Annotated in this window: 18 protein-coding genes; 14 read left to right on the top strand and 4 right to left on the bottom strand. The window is 58.7% G+C overall.

What is annotated here, in order from left to right; translation table 11 throughout:
• Nucleotides 1–2 precede the first annotated feature (2 nt).
• The 4 genes from B4920_RS05895 to trxA form a co-directional block, all read right to left on the bottom strand.
• The gene (locus tag B4920_RS05895; protein WP_079433682.1) at nt 3–317 is read right to left on the bottom strand and encodes a transposase; all 315 of its coding nucleotides are present in this window, start codon (nt 315–317) and stop codon (nt 3–5) included.
• 429 nt (nt 318–746) lie between these two features.
• On the bottom strand, nt 747–929 hold the full coding sequence (locus B4920_RS28665) for a hypothetical protein (RefSeq protein WP_139379433.1): 183 nt from the start codon (nt 927–929) through the stop codon (nt 747–749).
• A 90-nt stretch (nt 930–1,019) separates the two neighbouring features.
• A complete protein-coding gene (rho, locus tag B4920_RS05885; protein ID WP_079433680.1) occupies nt 1,020–2,279 on the bottom strand; it encodes a transcription termination factor Rho in 1,260 nt (419 codons plus the stop codon).
• Between the two features lie 171 nt (nt 2,280–2,450).
• The gene (gene trxA, locus B4920_RS05880; RefSeq protein ID WP_368664709.1) at nt 2,451–2,780 is read right to left on the bottom strand and encodes a thioredoxin TrxA; all 330 of its coding nucleotides are present in this window, start codon (nt 2,778–2,780) and stop codon (nt 2,451–2,453) included.
• Nucleotides 2,781–3,095: 315 nt separating this feature from the next.
• On the opposite strand from trxA, the gene fdxA reads away from it, so the two are divergent.
• The 14 genes from fdxA to asd all read left to right on the top strand — a co-directional run bounded on the left by fdxA (nt 3,096) and on the right by asd (nt 16,288).
• On the top strand, nt 3,096–3,419 hold the full coding sequence (gene fdxA / locus B4920_RS05875) for a ferredoxin FdxA (RefSeq protein WP_079433678.1): 324 nt from the start codon (nt 3,096–3,098) through the stop codon (nt 3,417–3,419).
• 181 nt (nt 3,420–3,600) lie between these two features.
• Complete coding sequence (locus tag B4920_RS05870; protein ID WP_079433677.1) at nt 3,601–4,050, top strand: CBS domain-containing protein; 450 nt, start codon at nt 3,601–3,603, stop codon at nt 4,048–4,050.
• Between the two features lie 94 nt (nt 4,051–4,144).
• Entirely contained in the window at nt 4,145–5,821 is a 1,677-nt protein-coding gene (locus B4920_RS05865) for a long-chain-fatty-acid--CoA ligase (RefSeq protein WP_079433676.1), read from the top strand.
• A gap of 271 nt (nt 5,822–6,092) precedes the next feature.
• Complete coding sequence (gene ilvB, locus B4920_RS05860; RefSeq protein ID WP_079433675.1) at nt 6,093–7,757, top strand: acetolactate synthase large subunit; 1,665 nt, start codon at nt 6,093–6,095, stop codon at nt 7,755–7,757.
• Between the two features lie 21 nt (nt 7,758–7,778).
• On the top strand, nt 7,779–8,114 hold the full coding sequence (gene ilvN, locus B4920_RS05855) for an acetolactate synthase small subunit (protein ID WP_079433674.1): 336 nt from the start codon (nt 7,779–7,781) through the stop codon (nt 8,112–8,114).
• Between the two features lie 99 nt (nt 8,115–8,213).
• Nucleotides 8,214–9,359: a chorismate synthase gene (gene aroC / locus B4920_RS05850; RefSeq protein ID WP_079433673.1), complete on the top strand. Its 1,146-nt coding sequence runs from the start codon at nt 8,214–8,216 to the stop codon at nt 9,357–9,359.
• Between the two features lie 84 nt (nt 9,360–9,443).
• Nucleotides 9,444–9,686: a YdcH family protein gene (locus tag B4920_RS05845; protein WP_079433672.1), complete on the top strand. Its 243-nt coding sequence runs from the start codon at nt 9,444–9,446 to the stop codon at nt 9,684–9,686.
• A gap of 84 nt (nt 9,687–9,770) precedes the next feature.
• The gene (locus tag B4920_RS05840; RefSeq protein WP_079433705.1) at nt 9,771–10,922 is read left to right on the top strand and encodes an MFS transporter; all 1,152 of its coding nucleotides are present in this window, start codon (nt 9,771–9,773) and stop codon (nt 10,920–10,922) included.
• A gap of 56 nt (nt 10,923–10,978) precedes the next feature.
• Nucleotides 10,979–11,794, top strand: coding sequence for a M48 family metallopeptidase (locus tag B4920_RS05835; protein WP_254050842.1), 816 nt, complete (start codon nt 10,979–10,981; stop codon nt 11,792–11,794).
• Between the two features lie 34 nt (nt 11,795–11,828).
• Entirely contained in the window at nt 11,829–13,238 is a 1,410-nt protein-coding gene (leuC, locus tag B4920_RS05830; RefSeq protein ID WP_079433670.1) for a 3-isopropylmalate dehydratase large subunit, read from the top strand.
• A gap of 17 nt (nt 13,239–13,255) precedes the next feature.
• A complete protein-coding gene (locus B4920_RS05825) occupies nt 13,256–13,381 on the top strand; it encodes an entericidin A/B family lipoprotein (protein WP_079433669.1) in 126 nt (41 codons plus the stop codon).
• Complete coding sequence (leuD, locus tag B4920_RS05820; RefSeq protein ID WP_079433668.1) at nt 13,381–14,019, top strand: 3-isopropylmalate dehydratase small subunit; 639 nt, start codon at nt 13,381–13,383, stop codon at nt 14,017–14,019. The genes B4920_RS05825 and leuD overlap by 1 nt, the downstream gene beginning before the upstream one ends.
• 45 nt (nt 14,020–14,064) lie before the next feature.
• Nucleotides 14,065–15,126, top strand: a complete 1,062-nt coding sequence (gene leuB / locus B4920_RS05815; protein ID WP_079433704.1) for a 3-isopropylmalate dehydrogenase — start codon at nt 14,065–14,067, stop codon at nt 15,124–15,126.
• A gap of 37 nt (nt 15,127–15,163) precedes the next feature.
• Nucleotides 15,164–16,288: an aspartate-semialdehyde dehydrogenase gene (gene asd, locus B4920_RS05810; RefSeq protein WP_079433667.1), complete on the top strand. Its 1,125-nt coding sequence runs from the start codon at nt 15,164–15,166 to the stop codon at nt 16,286–16,288.
• Nucleotides 16,289–16,435: the final 147 nt, after the last annotated feature.

Here is a 16,435-nt window from a genome sequence, read left to right as displayed (position 1 = left end):
GATCACTTCTCGTCCTCGCCCAGCAGGGACTGCAATTTTTTTCGGGCACGCAGCTCCAGCATCGCTTCCCCGTAGGCCTCCTGCAGTTGCTTGATCTGCTTCTCGTACTGCTCACGGATGTCCAGCGGGTTGGCACGCAGCGCGTTCTCCATGCCCCGCTTCGCCTCATCGATCCAGGTCTCGATCTCGGACGGGGGCAGATCATAAGAACGGCTGGCCTCCGCCACCGTCGTCTTCCCCTGCAGGATCTCCATCACCAACGCGCTCTTGCGCTTGGCTGTCCAACGCTTGATTTCGTCTTCCATCGCCGTACTCATGTGTCCTTCCTTTCAAGGTTAACACCTGAGCAGGGTTTTACTGGGTCAATACACCGTGCGCTTATCTGAAGAACATCCTCACCCGCCTGCCGACTCCGCCGCAGAGTCGGATCGGGGGCCTGTTGCCGCATCGGGGCGGCTGGAGTCACCCTGAGGCTCGGTCAAGAGGGGATTACCGGGGGCTTACGGTAGAGCGATGATCCTAGTGCTTAGCCACCAGCACTTGGGCGAGGAGCGTGTCCATGTCGGCTCGCATCTCCATGTCGAGCGGCGCCACCGACAGTCAGAGCGCTTCCACCCGGATCATCCGAGCCACTTGTGCAGCCAGACTCCGCACGCGGCGGCCGAGGACGCCGGCCACTCGACCGTGACCGACGCAGCCCCCTTGCGCAATTCAATTCGGATTGGCGCATCAGGGCAGGAGGGAAGCTACACCGGGACGGAGCCGCCCACCGGCTCGGAGGCCGCCACACGTAACGGCAGGCAGGACAACTCGGGCGGCGCGATGCTCCGCTCGCGCATCCAGCGCCGCTGTTGGTTGGCGTTGATCCTGTTGGCCAGGGCCACGCCGCCGGCGACCGAGACGTCGGGCTCGCGGCAGGCTTCGATCAATGAGTAATATGGCGCCAATCTGAAGCAGCGCCATATTTGTAAACACTTCCGGGCTAACTGCGCGAAGCCGGTATCGCGTGTACTTCCGTATTATCCGCGACGCATGGCATCGAAAAACTCATTGTTGCTTTTCGTTGCCTTGATTTTGTCGAGCAGGAACTCCATTGCGTCGATGTCGTCCATTCCATACAAAAGTTTGCGGAGAACCCAAACCTTTTGAAGCACATCAGCCTTGAGAAGAAGTTCCTCGCGGCGAGTGCCAGAGCGGTTAACATTAATTGCAGGGTAAACACGCTTTTCAGCCATACGGCGATCCAGGTGGATTTCCATATTGCCGGTGCCCTTGAACTCTTCGTATATAACGTCATCCATTCGACTGCCTGTATCAATAAGGGCAGTAGCGATGATTGTCAGGGAGCCGCCTTCTTCGATATTTCGGGCTGCGCCGAAGAAGCGCTTGGGTTTCTGAAGCGCGTTTGCGTCTACGCCACCGGTCAGAACCTTGCCGGATGCAGGCACGACGGTGTTGTAAGCTCTTGCCAAACGCGTCAGCGAGTCAAGAAGGATCACAACATCCTTCTTGTGCTCCACTAGTCGCTTGGCCTTCTCAATCACCATTTCAGCCACTTGTACGTGTCGAATGGCTGGCTCGTCGAAGGTTGATGCCACGACCTCGCCCTTGACGGAGCGCTGCATCTCCGTGACTTCTTCGGGGCGCTCATCAATCAACAATACGATAACGACGACATCAGGATGGTTTGAGGTGATCGAGTGGGCGATGTGCTGAAGCATCACCGTCTTGCCGCTCTTCGGCGGGGCTACGAGAAGCCCCCGTTGACCTTTGCCGATGGGGGAAATCATGTCGATCACCCTAGAGGTGATATTTTCTTCCCCGCGGATATCCCGTTCCAGCTTCAGGCATTGGTTCGGATGAAGAGGCGTGAGGTTTTCGAACAGGATTTTATGCTTCGATGCCTCTGGAGGCTCGAAGTTCACCTTGTCGACCTTTACTAGAGCGAAGTATCGTTCGCCGTCCTTTGGGGTGCGAATTTCACCTTCGACCGTATCGCCAGTGTGTAGATTGAAACGACGAATCTGGCTGGGAGAGACGTAGATGTCGTCGGTGCCAGCGAGGTACGAGGTGTCCGGCGAGCGCAGGAAACCAAAGCCGTCAGGCAATACCTCCATGACTCCATCACCGTAGATTGGCTCACCTTTCTTGGCGCGATTCTTGAGAAGTGCGAAAACGAGTTCTTGCTTGCGCAGGCGATTGGCGCCTTCAATTTCGTTGGCGATTGCCATTTCAAGCAATTGGCCAACATGGAGAGACTTCAGCTCCGAGAGTTGCATGGCGGGCAGCGGTGAGGGGAGGAGTAATGTGGGGAAGTAAGCGACGACTTCGAACGTGACAGATTTGTCACGATTTGCGCAGCGGCAGGATACCTGAACTGCACTTGAGTACCAGGGCGTATCTTAAGATCGTTCTGGTACCTATGTAGAGTGTTAAAACCTTAACCTGATTTATAGGTGGCTGTCAATGAACGCAGCGAGTTGCGATTTGGACAATGCGCCAACCTTGGTTGCTTCTATGTTGCCGCCCTTGAAGAGCATGAGCGTCGGAATGCCGCGAATGCCGTACTTGGCCGGGGTTTCCTGATTTTCGTCGATGTTCAGCTTGGCTACTTTGAGCTTCCCGTCGTATTCCCTGGCGACTTCGTCGAGAATGGGGGCGATCATTTTGCACGGGCCGCACCATTCAGCCCAGTAGTCTACAAGCACAGGGCTGGCCGACTGGAGAACTTCAGTTTCAAAGTTGGAGTCGGTGACGTAATGGATATGTTCGCTCATGATTCCTCGCACATTCAGGGGCGTGTTAGGGCGTTACTAAGGGGGAAAGGGAACCTTCACTGCGGCTGGGAACCGCATGACCGGTGCCGCGCGATGATGGTGTAGGGCATCGTAGCGAATCTTTCTTGACAAGAAAAGCATTTTTCTCGCCTGTTGGGCCAAATTGTGATACGAGCCCTTGGCTGGGCGGAGGTGCGGCAGGGCGCTGCCAAGGCGACGAATGGGGTATATTTCAGCCCCTGAATCATTTACAGCACGGCTGGCTTCGCGAACCATATCGGCGAGTTGCTGGCTCCAAGACATACAGGAGTACGCCCCATGGCTTATGTTGTGACCGAAAACTGCATTCGTTGCAAGTACACCGATTGCGTTGATGTTTGCCCGGTAGATTGTTTTAGAGAGGGGCCCAACTTCCTCGTTATCGACCCGGAAGAGTGCATCGACTGCACCTTGTGTGTAGCCGAGTGCCCTGCGGAAGCGATTTTTGCGGAGGATGATGTCCCGGCCAATCAGCAAGGTTTCATTGCGCTTAATGCGGAGCTTGCCGCCCAGTGGACGCCTATCGTCGAACGGAAGGATCCTCCGGCTGACGCGGATCAGTGGCGGGGTGTCAAGGATAAGTTGAAATTCCTCGAACGCTGACCTCCTCAGGGGGAAGCTGAGACCCGTCGTGTTGATCTGAAAGTGGACAGTCCCCGACAAGCGTGCCGTTTATAAGGGAAGGCCCTGATGCCTGCGGACTTTTCGCTGCCTCTGCAATCGAATACCATCGCGTGCAGTAATCATCTTCAGGCGCCTTGGCGCAACCACTAGGAACGACAAAATGCTGGTCAGTGAAATTCTCGCGATCAAAGGTAAGGTCCTTTTTACCATTGCGCCAAACAAGGCCCTCTCCGAAGCTGTGGCCATCATGACCGAGCAGGATGTGGGGTCCTTGGTTGTGTTTGATAAAGGGCGGATGGCGGGATTACTGACTTTCAGAGAGGTCTTGCTGGGCACCCAGAAAGCCGGTGCCGCGTGGCAGGATCTTCCGGTCGCGGATGCGATGTTGACGACTCCTGTTGTTGCCGCGCCCAACATGGAAATGGATGAGTTGCGCAGGCAGATGGTGGAGCATCATCAACGGTATCTTCCGGTAATGGACGATTCCGTTCTGCTCGGCGTCGTTTCTTTTCATGATGTTGCTAAGGCCGTACTTGAAGAGCAGAGTTTCGAGAATCGCATGCTGAAGAATTACATCCGCAATTGGCCTGCGGAGGAGGACCAGGCGTGATGTGAAGCAGGGGCTGCACCGCGTGGTGAGCTAACGGGCCGTGCAGAGTGGGAGCTGCCTGTTGTCCAATACAACCAACGGCGAAGGAGGCTGCATGGACAAAGTATGGCTGAAGAGCTATCCCACCGGTGTACCTGTGGAGATCGATCCGGACGAGTTTTCTTCTCTTGTCGACTTGTTTGACAAGAGTGTCCGTACCTTCGGGCCGCGCGTGGCGTATGTGTGCATGGGTAAAACCATGAGCTATGCGGAGCTGGATGCGCGATCCCGCGATTTTGCGGCCTATCTGCAGGCTGAGCTCGGTTTGGGCAAAGGGGTACGGGTCGCATTGATGATGCCGAATTGCCTTCAGTACCCCGTTGCCATGTTTGGGGTGTTGAGGGCTGGATGTACGGTGGTCAACGTCAATCCGCTATATACGGCTCGGGAGCTTGAGCATCAACTGCATGACGCGGAATGTGAGGCGATTGTCATCGTCGAGAATTTCGCTCACACGCTCCAGGATGTGATTGCGCGTACGTCCTTGCGCCACGTTGTAGTGACGGGGTTGGGGGATTTGCTGGGGTTCCCGAAATCAGCCGTTGTAAATTTTGCGATCCGCCATGTGCGGAAAATGGTTCCTGCCTGGAGCTTGCCCGGGTGCCGAAGATTTGGCGCGGTTCTGAACCGAGGGCGGAGGTGCGAACTTAAGCCTGTCTCCGTTGATCATGATGATCTCGCCTATCTTCAATATACAGGTGGGACGACTGGCGTGGCAAAAGGGGCCATGCTGACGCATGGCAACGTCGTTGCAAATTTGCAGCAGGCCCATGCGTGGATCAGCCCCTATGTGAAGGCGGGTTCCGAAGTCATCATCACCGCTTTGCCGCTATATCACATCTTTTCCCTTACTGCGAACTGTCTGACGTTCTTCAAAATCGGCGCAACCAACGTGCTGATCACCAATCCGAGGGATATTCCGGGGTTCGTTGCCGAGTTGGGGCGTCATCGCTTCACCGTGATAACCGGGGTCAATACCTTGTTCAATGCGTTGTTGAATGACCCCGGATTCGCCAAGCTGGATTTCTCTGCGCTGAAGATCGCTTTGGGGGGGGGGATGGCTGTTCAGCGGAGTGTGGCTGATCGCTGGAAGAAAGTGACGGGTAAGCCTTTGGCGGAAGCATATGGTCTGACCGAAACCTCTCCCGCGGTCTGCATCAATCCGCTTGATCTGCCTGAGTTCAATCACTCCATCGGACTCCCGATCTCATCCACCTCGATCAGTTTGAGAGATGACGAGGGGAGAGAGGTCGCGCCGGGAGAGGCAGGAGAGCTGTGTGTGAAGGGGCCCCAGGTGATGAAGGGCTATTACAAACGCCCCGAGGATACAGCCAGGGCTTTCACGCAAGATGGCTTTCTGCGGACCGGCGATGTCGCAACCATAGATGCTGATGGTTTCGTGCGTATTGTTGACCGCAAGAAGGATATGATTCTGGTGTCCGGCTTCAATGTCTACCCGAATGAGGTTGAGGATGTGGTTGCGAGTCACCACGGTGTGCTGGAGGTTGCCGCACTCGGCGTTCCTGATGAGCACTCTGGTGAGGCGGTCAAGATCTTTGTTGTGCGAAAGGACCCCAAGTTGACCACCGAGGCTTTGATCGCGCATTGCAGGGCGGAGCTGACGGGGTACAAGGTTCCTCGTTTCGTTGAGTTCCGGGAGTCGTTGCCCAAGAGCAATGTGGGCAAGATCCTCCGGCGTGCCTTGCGGGACTCAGGGCAGGCTCAAGGGTGAGTGGCCAAAAAAAGAGCTTGTGTTTTTGATGGGATGTGAAGAATAATCCGACGTAGTCTTTTATATGACCTTATGAATCCGATTGCACGTTTCCTGCCTGTCGACGTAATCGTAGTACGCGTAGTAAGCGTAGGTGCGCGCGCGTCGTAAGGGTCCAGGTCATCGGTAAAGAATTTTCAGACCCCCGCCGGCGCGCAACCGGCGGGGGTTTTGTTTTTATACCCTCGGCCCGGAACGTTGTTCGGCTCCCAAAGCCTCAAGGAGAATTTCGATGATGCAAATGACTGGAGCAGACCTGATCGTGAAACTGCTCGAACGGCAGGGTATCCGCACTATCGCCGGCGTGCCGGGCGGTGCGGCCCTGCCGATGTATGACGCGCTGTCCAAGAGCGAGCAGATTCACCATGTGCTGTGTCGCCACGAGCAGGGCGCGGGTTTCATTGCCCAGGGCATGGCACGGGTGTCCGGCCGTCCGGAAGTCTGTCTGGCCTCGAGTGGGCCGGGGGCAACCAATCTGATTACGGCCATTGCCGATGCCAAACTGGACTCCATTCCCATCATCGCGCTGACTGGTCAGGTGCCTTTGTCGATGATCGGTACGGACGCTTTTCAGGAAGTGGATACCTACGGCCTGACGATCCCGATCACCAAGCATAATTTTCTGGTCCGCTCTGCCAAAGAGTTGCTGACTGCGATTCCTGCTGCTTTCCGTATTGCCATGTCCGATCGGCCGGGCCCAGTCCTCGTGGATGTGCCCAAGGATGTGCAGAACCAGATGGTCAGCTTCGAAGAGTATCCTGATGTGGTGGTGCCCGATGCTGCGCCAACCTTCGACATCGGTGCCGTCGAGGAGATTGCCAGGATGATCGAGGCCGCCGAGCGCCCCGTGCTCTACCTCGGTGGTGGCGTGATCCATTCCGGCGCATCCCAGCTTGCGGTTACGCTTGCCGAACAGGCATCCCTGCCTACCACGATGACGTTGATGGCGCTGGGTGCGATGCCGATGGACCACCCTCTGTCCTTGGGTATGCTGGGTATGCACGGTGCGCGCTATACCAACTATGTGTTGGAAGAGGCTGACCTGCTGATCTGTGTCGGCGCCCGTTTCGACGATCGTGCGATCGGCAAGACCGCGGAGTTCTGTCCAAACGCCAAGATTGTCCATATCGATATCGACCGTTCGGAGCTGCATAAGGTGAAGACTGCTCACGTGGCCATCGCCGGTGACGTGGGGCAGGTGTTGTCCGAGCTGCTGCCGCGCGTGAAGCCCCAGTTGCGCAAACGTTGGCTGTCCCACGTGGAAAGTCTGAAGAGCCGCTTCCCGCTGGCCATGCCTGGCGTGGACAATCCCCGTTCGCCCTACGGCCTGATCCATGCTGTTGCCAACTGTCTGGACGACAGTGCCATCATCACTAGCGATGTGGGGCAGCACCAGATGTGGGTGGCGCAGGCTTATCCGTTCCGCCGGGCCCGCCAGTGGCTCAATTCCGGTGGCCTTGGCACGATGGGCTTCGGTTTCCCGGCGGCGATCGGCGCTGCCTTGGCTGAGCCTGAGCGCACGGTGGTCTGTTTTTCCGGTGATGGCAGTCTGAAGATGAACATTCAGGAGATGGCTACTGCGGCGCAGGAGAATGCGAATGTGAAGATTGTGCTGTTCAATAACCAGTCTCTTGGCTTGGTGCACCAGCAGCAGAATCTCTTCTATGGCAAGCGAATCATGGCGTCCCGCTACGAGCGTCCGACCGATTTCCTGAAGATTGCCGAGGGCTTCGGCATGCGGGCTGTCGATCTCGATCCGGCGCCCAATCCTCGCGCTGTGTTGGCTGAGGCGCTCAATACGCCGGGACCCTGCCTGATCCACGCGACCATCGACCCGAACGAATTTGTTTATCCCATGGTGCCGCCGGGCGCCGCCAACTCCGAGATGATCGGCTAAGCCCGCAGAGGAGACAACACGATGTCCGAACAGAACTCCAACTTTTCCGAATACATCCCTGATGTGCCCGAGCATACCGGGTTCAAAAAAGTCGTCCTCGAACTGGCGGTTGCCAACCACCCGGGGGTGATGAGCCACATTTGCGGCCTGTTTGCCCGGCGCGCTTTCAACGTGGAAGGCATCCTCTGCATGCCCGTAGGGTCCGGTGAGACCAGTCGCATCTGGTTGCTCATTTTCGAGGATGAACGTCTGGAGAAGATGATCCGGCAGGTGGAAAAGCTCGAGGATGTTCTCTACGTGAAGCAGCATGACGGCGAACATCCGGTGTTTGGCCGTCTGGACGAGTTTTTCAAGTAAGGGCTTTTCTCATGCGCCGCCGGCCATGCGTCGGCGGCGTGCTAGACTCCGCCGCCTTGCTTGCCTAGTCTTTAATCTCCCGTTTCAGCGAGTCCTCCCATGTCCGGTAATACCCTTGGTACGCTGTTCTGCGTCACTTCCTTCGGTGAGTCCCATGGCCCTGCCATCGGTTGTGTGGTGGATGGCTGTCCGCCGGGATTGCAGATCAGCGAGGCAGACATCCAGGCGGAACTGGATCGACGCAAGCCCGGTACGTCCCGGCATGTGACCCAGCGCCGGGAGCCGGATGAGGTTGAAATCCTGTCGGGCGTTTTTGAGGGCGTCACGACCGGGACGCCGATTGCGCTGCTGATTCGTAACCAGGACCAGCGCTCGAAGGATTACGGCAACATCGCCGAGAGCTTCCGCCCTGGTCATGCCGATTACGCCTACTGGCAGAAGTACGGCATTCGCGATTACCGCGGCGGTGGCCGCTCCTCTGCTCGCGAAACTGCCGTGCGTGTGGCCGCCGGGGCGATTGCACGCAAGTGGTTGCAGGAGCGCTACGGCGTGTTGATTCGGGGTTATATGGCCCAGCTCGGCCCCGTCGACATTCCCTTCGTCTCGTGGGATGAGGTGGATGGCAATGCGTTTTTTGCGCCGAATCAGGCCATCGTTCCGCAGCTGGAAAGCTATATGGATGATCTGCGCAAGTCCGGCGATTCTGTCGGCGCGCGGATCAACGTGGTTGCGACCGGTGTACCGGTGGGCTGGGGAGAACCTGTTTTCGATCGTCTCGACGCCGATATCGCCTACGCGATGATGAGCATCAATGCTGTGAAGGGCGTGGAGATCGGTGCTGGTTTTGGCAGTGTCTCCCAGTTGGGGACGCAGCATTCGGACGAAATGTCGCCCGCGGGCTTCCTGTCGAACAATGCGGGGGGCGTGTTGGGCGGGATTTCCACCGGGCAGGACGTTTTCGTCAGCATGGCCATCAAGCCGACGTCCAGCACTCGCCTGGATCGACACTCCATCAACAAGGCGGGGGAGCAGGTGGTCATCAATACCCATGGCCGCCATGATCCGTGCGTTGGCATTCGTGCGACCCCTATTGCTGAGGCCATGCTGGCCATTGTGCTAATGGATCACGCCCTGCGTCACCGGGCTCAGAATGCGGACGTGGAGTGCGCAACGCTGAAGGTGGCTGGTTTGGCGCCAGATGGTATGCAGGCTGTACCGTCACCCCCACTACGCCCGAAGGCTTGATCGCGGTCAACTGAGCACCTGGAAGGCCGGCGTAGAGTAATTTCCACCTGATATCAAAATCTATCAACAGGTGGGAGTCACTGCATGGAGCAACACGATCTTAACCATGAATTTCCTGAGTATCGCGAGCAGATTCACGCTTTGAAGATGTCGGACGGCCATTTTTCCCGTCTGTTCGATGAGTATCATGACGTCAATCGCCACGTTGTCCGCGTTGAGGTCAACGCAGAGCTGGCTACGACAGTCCAGCTGGAAGATCTGAAAAAGCGTCGTCTGAAACTGAAGGACCAATTACACGACCTGCTGAGGAGTTCTCCGCCCGCGTGAGCTGAGAGCTCCGGCAGATGGAAAGAGCGCTTTCGGGCGCTCTTTTTCTTGGTGATGGCTGGGGTAATCCATACTTTTTCTCCGATGATTCCTTATTGGCGCCTGTCCGGCTATTACTTCTTCTACTTCGCCTTTGTCGGCGCCTTTTCCCCGTATTTCGGCCTCTATCTGCAGTCGATCGGTAGTTCCGCGGCGGAGATTGCGGTGCTGATGTCGCTGATGTCGGTCATGCGAACGCTGGCACCAACCCTTTGGGGGTGGCTCGCTGACCGTTTTGGCACGCGTGCGCCCATCGTCCGCCTGTCGGCAGTCCTGTCCGTCCTGGGGTTCTCGGGTTTCTTGCTCAGTAATACGCATGGGGTGCTCTTCGTAAGCATGGCCTTCCTGGCCTTCTTCTGGAGCGCTGCGTTGCCGCTGGTCGAAACCTTGACCTTTGCGCATCTGCAAGGCCAGGCGAGTCGCTACGGCAGCATTCGGGTGTGGGGCTCGGTCGGGTTTGTGCTGGCTGTGCTCGGACTCGGCTATCTGCTCGACGAGATGCCGATCAGGAATTTGCTGTGGGTCACGCTGGGGATTCTTGCGGGCATTCTGCTGTGCGCCATGGTGATCCCGGAGGTCCGTAAGGCCCGCGAGAACGTGGTAATGGTTTCGCTGGGGAGCATTCTCCGCCGTCCGGAGGTGCGGGCGCTGCTGACGGCCTGTTTTTTCATGTCGGCGGCCCATGGGGCGCTGTATGTTTTCTATTCTCTCCACTTGGTTGCCCACGGATATAGCAAGACCCTGGTCGGCTGGATGTGGACCCTTGGGGTTCTGGCTGAGATTCTGGTATTCATGGGTATGCCCCAATTGCTGAGGGCGTATTCCCTGCGTAATCTGCTGTTGTTCAGCTTTGCCGCCGCCGTGTTGCGTTTCGTGATGATTGGCTGGGGGGCCGACTCGTTGGTGATATTGGTTTTGGCCCAGTTGCTGCATGGGGCGACCTTTGGTTCCTACCATGCAGCAGCCGTGGCCGCGGTCAATCGCTGGTTCGGTGCCCAGCATCAGGCGCGAGGGCAAGCTCTCTATGGAAGCATTTCCTTCGGGGCTGGTGGTGTGGTGGGGGGGCTGATCAGCGGCTATACCTGGGAGCTTGTCGGAGCCGGCTGGACATACACGCTGGCATCGGTATTTGCATTGATGGGCTTCGTGACCTTGAGCCGCGGCTGGCGGGATCGTTTCGCAGCGGAGATTGTCTGATTTCGATTGAACGAAATGTCGGGAGCAGGATGAAAATGGGGTTCGAGTGGCGGCGCATGCTGGGCACCGCCGTATTGACGCTGGGGGGCTTGGCAGCATGCCAGTCTGTGCAGACCACGCATTCCGGTGCGGTTGGCGTGGAGCGTCGCCAGATGATGATGGTGTCTTCTCGGGAGATGGAGCAGGCCTCCTCCCAGAGCTATCAGAAGATCATCCAGGAAGCTGCCCAGAAGAATGCGTTGAACCGGGACCGGGATGAAGTGGAGCGCGTGCGTGCCGTCGCCCGTCGCCTGATTCCCGTAACGGGCATTTTCCGTCCCGATGCGCCGGCCTGGAAATGGGAGGTCAATGTGCTCAGCTCGAAGGAGCTCAATGCGTGGTGCATGGCAGGCGGGAAGATCGCTTTCTATTCGGGGATCATCGAGCGTCTTGACCTGACCGATGATGAGATCGCCGCAATCATGGGGCACGAAATCTCTCACGCGCTGCGTGAGCATGCGCGGGAGCGGGCGTCCCAGACGATGGTGACCAACATCGGTGTCAGTGTACTCGGTGCCGCCCTGGGGGTAGGCCGAGCTGGGATAGACTTGATCGGTAACGTGGCGAAGGTCAGTTTCGAGCTGCCCAACAGCCGCGAGCACGAGACCGAGGCGGATCGCATGGGGGTTGAACTGGCCGCGCGAGCGGGTTTCGATCCCCGTGCGGCGATCAGCCTGTGGCAGAAAATGGCCAAGGTCTCCAACGGGGCTCAACCCCAGTGGCTGTCGACCCACCCGTCGAACGAAACCCGCCAGCGTGACCTGAGCGAGTACGCCGCCCGTGTAATGCCCCTTTACGAGCAAGCTACTCAGCACGCAAGGCCTGTGAAATAATTAAAGTTTTTCCGCCCTCAGCTCTACTTCGCCCATGCAAGCGCAAACGCTTTACGAAAAATTGTGGTCGAGCCACGTGGTGCACGTCGAGGATGACGGCACCGCGCTGATCTATATCGACCGTCACCTGGTTCATGAGGTCACCAGCCCGCAGGCCTTCGAAGGCCTCAAGCTGGCCGGACGCAAGCCGTGGCGCGTGGACTCCATCGTCGCGACAGCCGACCACAACACGCCGACCGACCACTGGGAAATGGGCATCCAAGACCCGGTGTCCCGTCAGCAGGTTGAAACCCTTGACAGCAACATCCGTGAAGTCGGTGCGCTGGCCTACTTCCCGTTCAAGGACGAGCGGCAGGGCATCGTGCACGTTATCGGACCGGAGAACGGCGCGACGCTGCCCGGCATGACCGTCGTGTGCGGTGATTCGCACACTTCGACTCATGGCGCGTTTGCCTGTCTGGCCCACGGCATTGGTACGTCGGAGGTCGAGCACGTAATGGCGACCCAGTGCCTGCTGCAGAAGAAGTCCAAGACGATGCTCGTGCGTGTCGATGGCGTGCTTGGTGCGGGCGTGACCGCTAAGGATGTGGTCCTGGCCATTATTGGACGCATTGGCACTGCCGGCGGTACCGGCTACGCCATTGAGTTCGGTGGCAGCGCGATCCGAAGCCTGACGATGGAAGGCCGCATGACCGTCTGCAACATGGCGATTGAAGCGGGGGCCCGTGCCGGTCTGGTGGCGGTGGATGAGCAGACCATTGCCTATCTGAAGGGGCGTCCGTTTTCGCCCCGTGGCGAGGTGTGGGATCGCGCAGTCGAGTACTGGCGCACCCTGCATTCCGACGACGGTGCCCGTTTCGATGCGGTGGTCGAGCTCGACGCTGCGCAGATCAAGCCGCAGGTGACCTGGGGCACTTCGCCCGAGATGGTCGCCCCGATTGACGGGATCGTTCCCGATCCTGTCCTCGAGAAGGATCCAGTGAAGCGGGAGGGCATGGGGCGCGCGCTTCAGTACATGGGCCTCACGCCCAGAACGCCGATCAAAAATATCGCAATCGACAAGGTCTTCATCGGTTCCTGCACCAATTCGCGTATCGAGGACCTGCGGGCTGCCGCGCATGTTGCCCGTGGTCGCCGCAAGGCCGATAACGTCAAGCAGGTGCTGGTGGTGCCAGGCTCCGGTCTCGTCAAGCGTCAGGCCGAGGCCGAAGGGCTCGACAAGATCTTCATCGCCGCCGGTTTCGAATGGCGTGAGCCGGGCTGTTCCATGTGCCTAGCCATGAACGCAGATCGGCTGGAGCCGGGTGAGCGTTGTGCGTCCACCTCCAACCGCAACTTCGAAGGGCGTCAGGGCGCCGGTGGCCGTACCCACCTGGTGAGTCCGTCCATGGCAGCTGCCGCGGCGATTGCCGGGCATTTTGCCGACGTCCGAGAATTGGCCTGAGTGTTCGGAGAAGGACTATGCGTAAATTTGCCGCATTGGTCGGTGTGTTCGTCGTCGTGCTGCTGAGCGGTTGCAACACCGTTCAGGGCATTGGCAAGGATATTGAAAAGGGTGGTGAAGCCATCCAGAAGGCGGTCAAGTAATGAATCCCTTCCGCAAACTCGATGGTCTCGTGGCGCCGATGGATCGCGCCAACGTGGATACCGATGCGATCATCCCGAAGCAGTTCCTCAAGTCGATCAAGCGTAGTGGCTTCGGCCCCAACCTGTTCGACGAGTGGCGCTACCTGGACGTGGGGCAGCCCGGTCAGGATGCTTCCGGGCGTCCCAAGAACCCGGATTTCGTGCTCAATCAGCCACGTTATCAGGGCGCGCAGATCCTGCTTGCCCGCGACAACTTCGGCTGCGGCAGTTCCCGCGAGCATGCGCCGTGGGCGCTGGAGGATTTCGGCTTCCGCGTGATCCTCGCGCCGAGCTTCGCCGACATCTTCTACAACAACTGCTTCAAGAACGGCCTGCTGCCGATCAAGCTGGCGGCGTCGGAGATGGACGCGCTGTTTGCCCAATGCCTGGGAACCGCCGGCTATCGCCTGATGGTGGATCTTGAGGCCCGGACGATCACCCGCCCCGATGGCAAGGTCATCTCCTTCGACGTGGATGCTTTCCGCCGCGAGTGCTTGCTCAACGGCTGGGACGATATCGGTCTCACGCTGCGGCACGCCGACAAGATCCGGGAATTCGAAGCGCGTCGGCGTATCGACCAACCCTGGCTGTTTGCCTGATCGGCGCCTGGCGCCCCTGTAACGAATTCGGTTTAGAAAATGACGATTAAGATTTGTGTTCTGCCCGGTGATGGCATCGGTCCCGAAATCATGGAACAGGCGCTGCGCGTGCTCGATGCAGTGCGCGGCGACGGTTTCGACTTTGTGGCCGAAAAGGCCCTGATCGGCGGCTGTGCCGTCGATGCTACCGGTACGCCTTACCCTGAGGCGACCAGCAGGCTGGCCAAGGAGGCCGACGCAATCCTGCTGGGCGCCGTGGGCGGCCCGCAGTGGGATTCCCTGCCCCGAGAGCAGCGCCCGGAGCGCGGACTGTTGGCCATCCGCAAGGAGCTCAACCTGTTCGCCAACCTGCGTCCGGCCATCCTTTACCCGGAACTGGCCAATGCCTCGACGTTGAAGCCCGAGGTGGTGTCTGGCCTCGACATCCTGATCGTGCGTGAACTGACCGGCGACATCTATTTCGGCCAGCCCCGCGGCATTCGTGAAGAAAACGGTGAGCGCGTCGGTTTCAACACGATGGTGTACTCGGAGTCCGAGATCCGCCGTATCGGTAAGGTGGCCTTTGAGGCGGCCCGTAAGCGTGGCAAGAAGCTGTGCTCCGTAGACAAGATGAACGTTCTGGAGTCTACCCAGCTGTGGCGCGACGTGATGATCGAGCTGTCGGCCGATTATCCCGACGTCGAGCTTTCCCACATGCTGGTCGATAACGCCGCGATGCAACTCGTGCGTGCGCCGAAGCAGTTCGACGTGATGGTGACCGGCAACATGTTCGGCGACATCCTGTCGGACGAGGCCTCGATGCTGACTGGCTCCATCGGCATGCTGCCGTCGGCCTCCCTCGATGCCAACAACAAGGGTCTCTACGAGCCCAGCCATGGTTCTGCACCCGACATCGCCGGCAAGGGCGTAGCCAATCCGCTGGCGACCATTCTGTCGGCGGCGATGATGTTGCGTTACACCTTCAACCTCGATGCTCAGGCAACGCGTATCGAGACCGCCGTGAAGAAGGTGCTGGCTGCTGGTTACCGTACTGGCGATATCTACGAGGCAGGAACCCGCCGCGTGGGCACCAAGGAGATGGGCGACGCCGTCATCGCGTCCCTCTGAGCACAAGAAGACAATTCAAGCCTGATTGGGGATCAATATGAAAAAAGTAGGTCTGGTTGGCTGGCGCGGGATGGTCGGTTCCGTGCTCATGCAGCGCATGCGTGAGGAAAACGATTTCGCGCTGATCGAGCCGGTGTTCTTCACCACTTCCAATCCCGGTGGCAAGGCGCCGAATTTCGGTAAGGAAGCGCCTCCGCTGAAGGATGCCAAGAACATCGACGAGCTGAAGGCACTGGACATCATCATCACCTGTCAGGGCGGTGATTACACCAATGAGGTGTATCCGAAGCTGCGTGCAGCCGGCTGGACTGGCCACTGGATCGATGCCGCGTCCTCTCTGCGCATGGATCCCCGTGCCGTGATCATTCTCGATCCGGTGAACCAGAACGTCATCAAGGAGTCCCTGGTCAAGGGCGGTCGCGACTGGATCGGTGGCAACTGTACCGTGTCCCTGATGCTGATGGCTCTGGGCGGCCTGTTCCAACGCGACCTCGTCGAGTGGGCGACCTCCATGACCTATCAGGCTGCCTCCGGCGCCGGGGCGCAGAACATGCGCGAGTTGCTGACTCAGATGGGCGAGCTGAATCGTTCCGTTAAGGAACTGCTGGATGATCCGGCGTCCGCGATTCTCGATATCGATCGGGAAGTCGCCGGCACGATGCGTGACGACACTTTCCCGGCCTCCAATTTCGGTGTGCCGCTTGCAGGCTCCCTGATCCCGTGGATCGACAAGGATCTGGGGAACGGTCAGTCGAAGGAGGAGTGGAAGGGCGGCGTCGAAACCAACAAGATCCTCGGCCGGGGCGAAGGCTTCGGGACGCCGGTCGTGCCCATTGATGGTCTGTGTGTGCGTATCGGAGCGATGCGCTGCCACAGCCAGGCATTGACGCTGAAGCTGAGGAAAGACATCCCCATCGATGAAATCGAAGGCATGCTGGCCAGTGCGAATGATTGGGTCAAGGTGGTTCCGAATCAGCGCGAGGCGTCTGTACGCGACCTGACGCCGACAGCTGTGACTGGAACCCTGACTGTTCCGGTTGGCCGCTTGCGCAAGCTGGCGATGGGGGGGGAGTACCTGTCCGCCTTCACCGTTGGTGACCAGCTCCTGTGGGGGGCTGCGGAGCCGCTACGGCGTATGCTGCGTATTCTGCTTGAAGGCTGATCGCCACGTTGTTCTTGCATTTCAATGCCGTTCTGCGTTAGCTGAACGGCATTTTCTTTTTCTGCGCATGCCAGGAGCCCAGGGGGCGAAGTCAGGGTTTGGGCGTGCGTCCAGTTCCGGTGAGTGTAGCGGGCCTGATGTGGAGAG

Source organism: Zoogloea sp. LCSB751, from assembly GCF_002028455.1.
GTDB lineage: Bacteria > Pseudomonadota > Gammaproteobacteria > Burkholderiales > Rhodocyclaceae > Zoogloea.
Note: the sequence above shows the minus strand (reverse complement) of the source record. Positions and strands in the feature narration are given on the sequence as shown.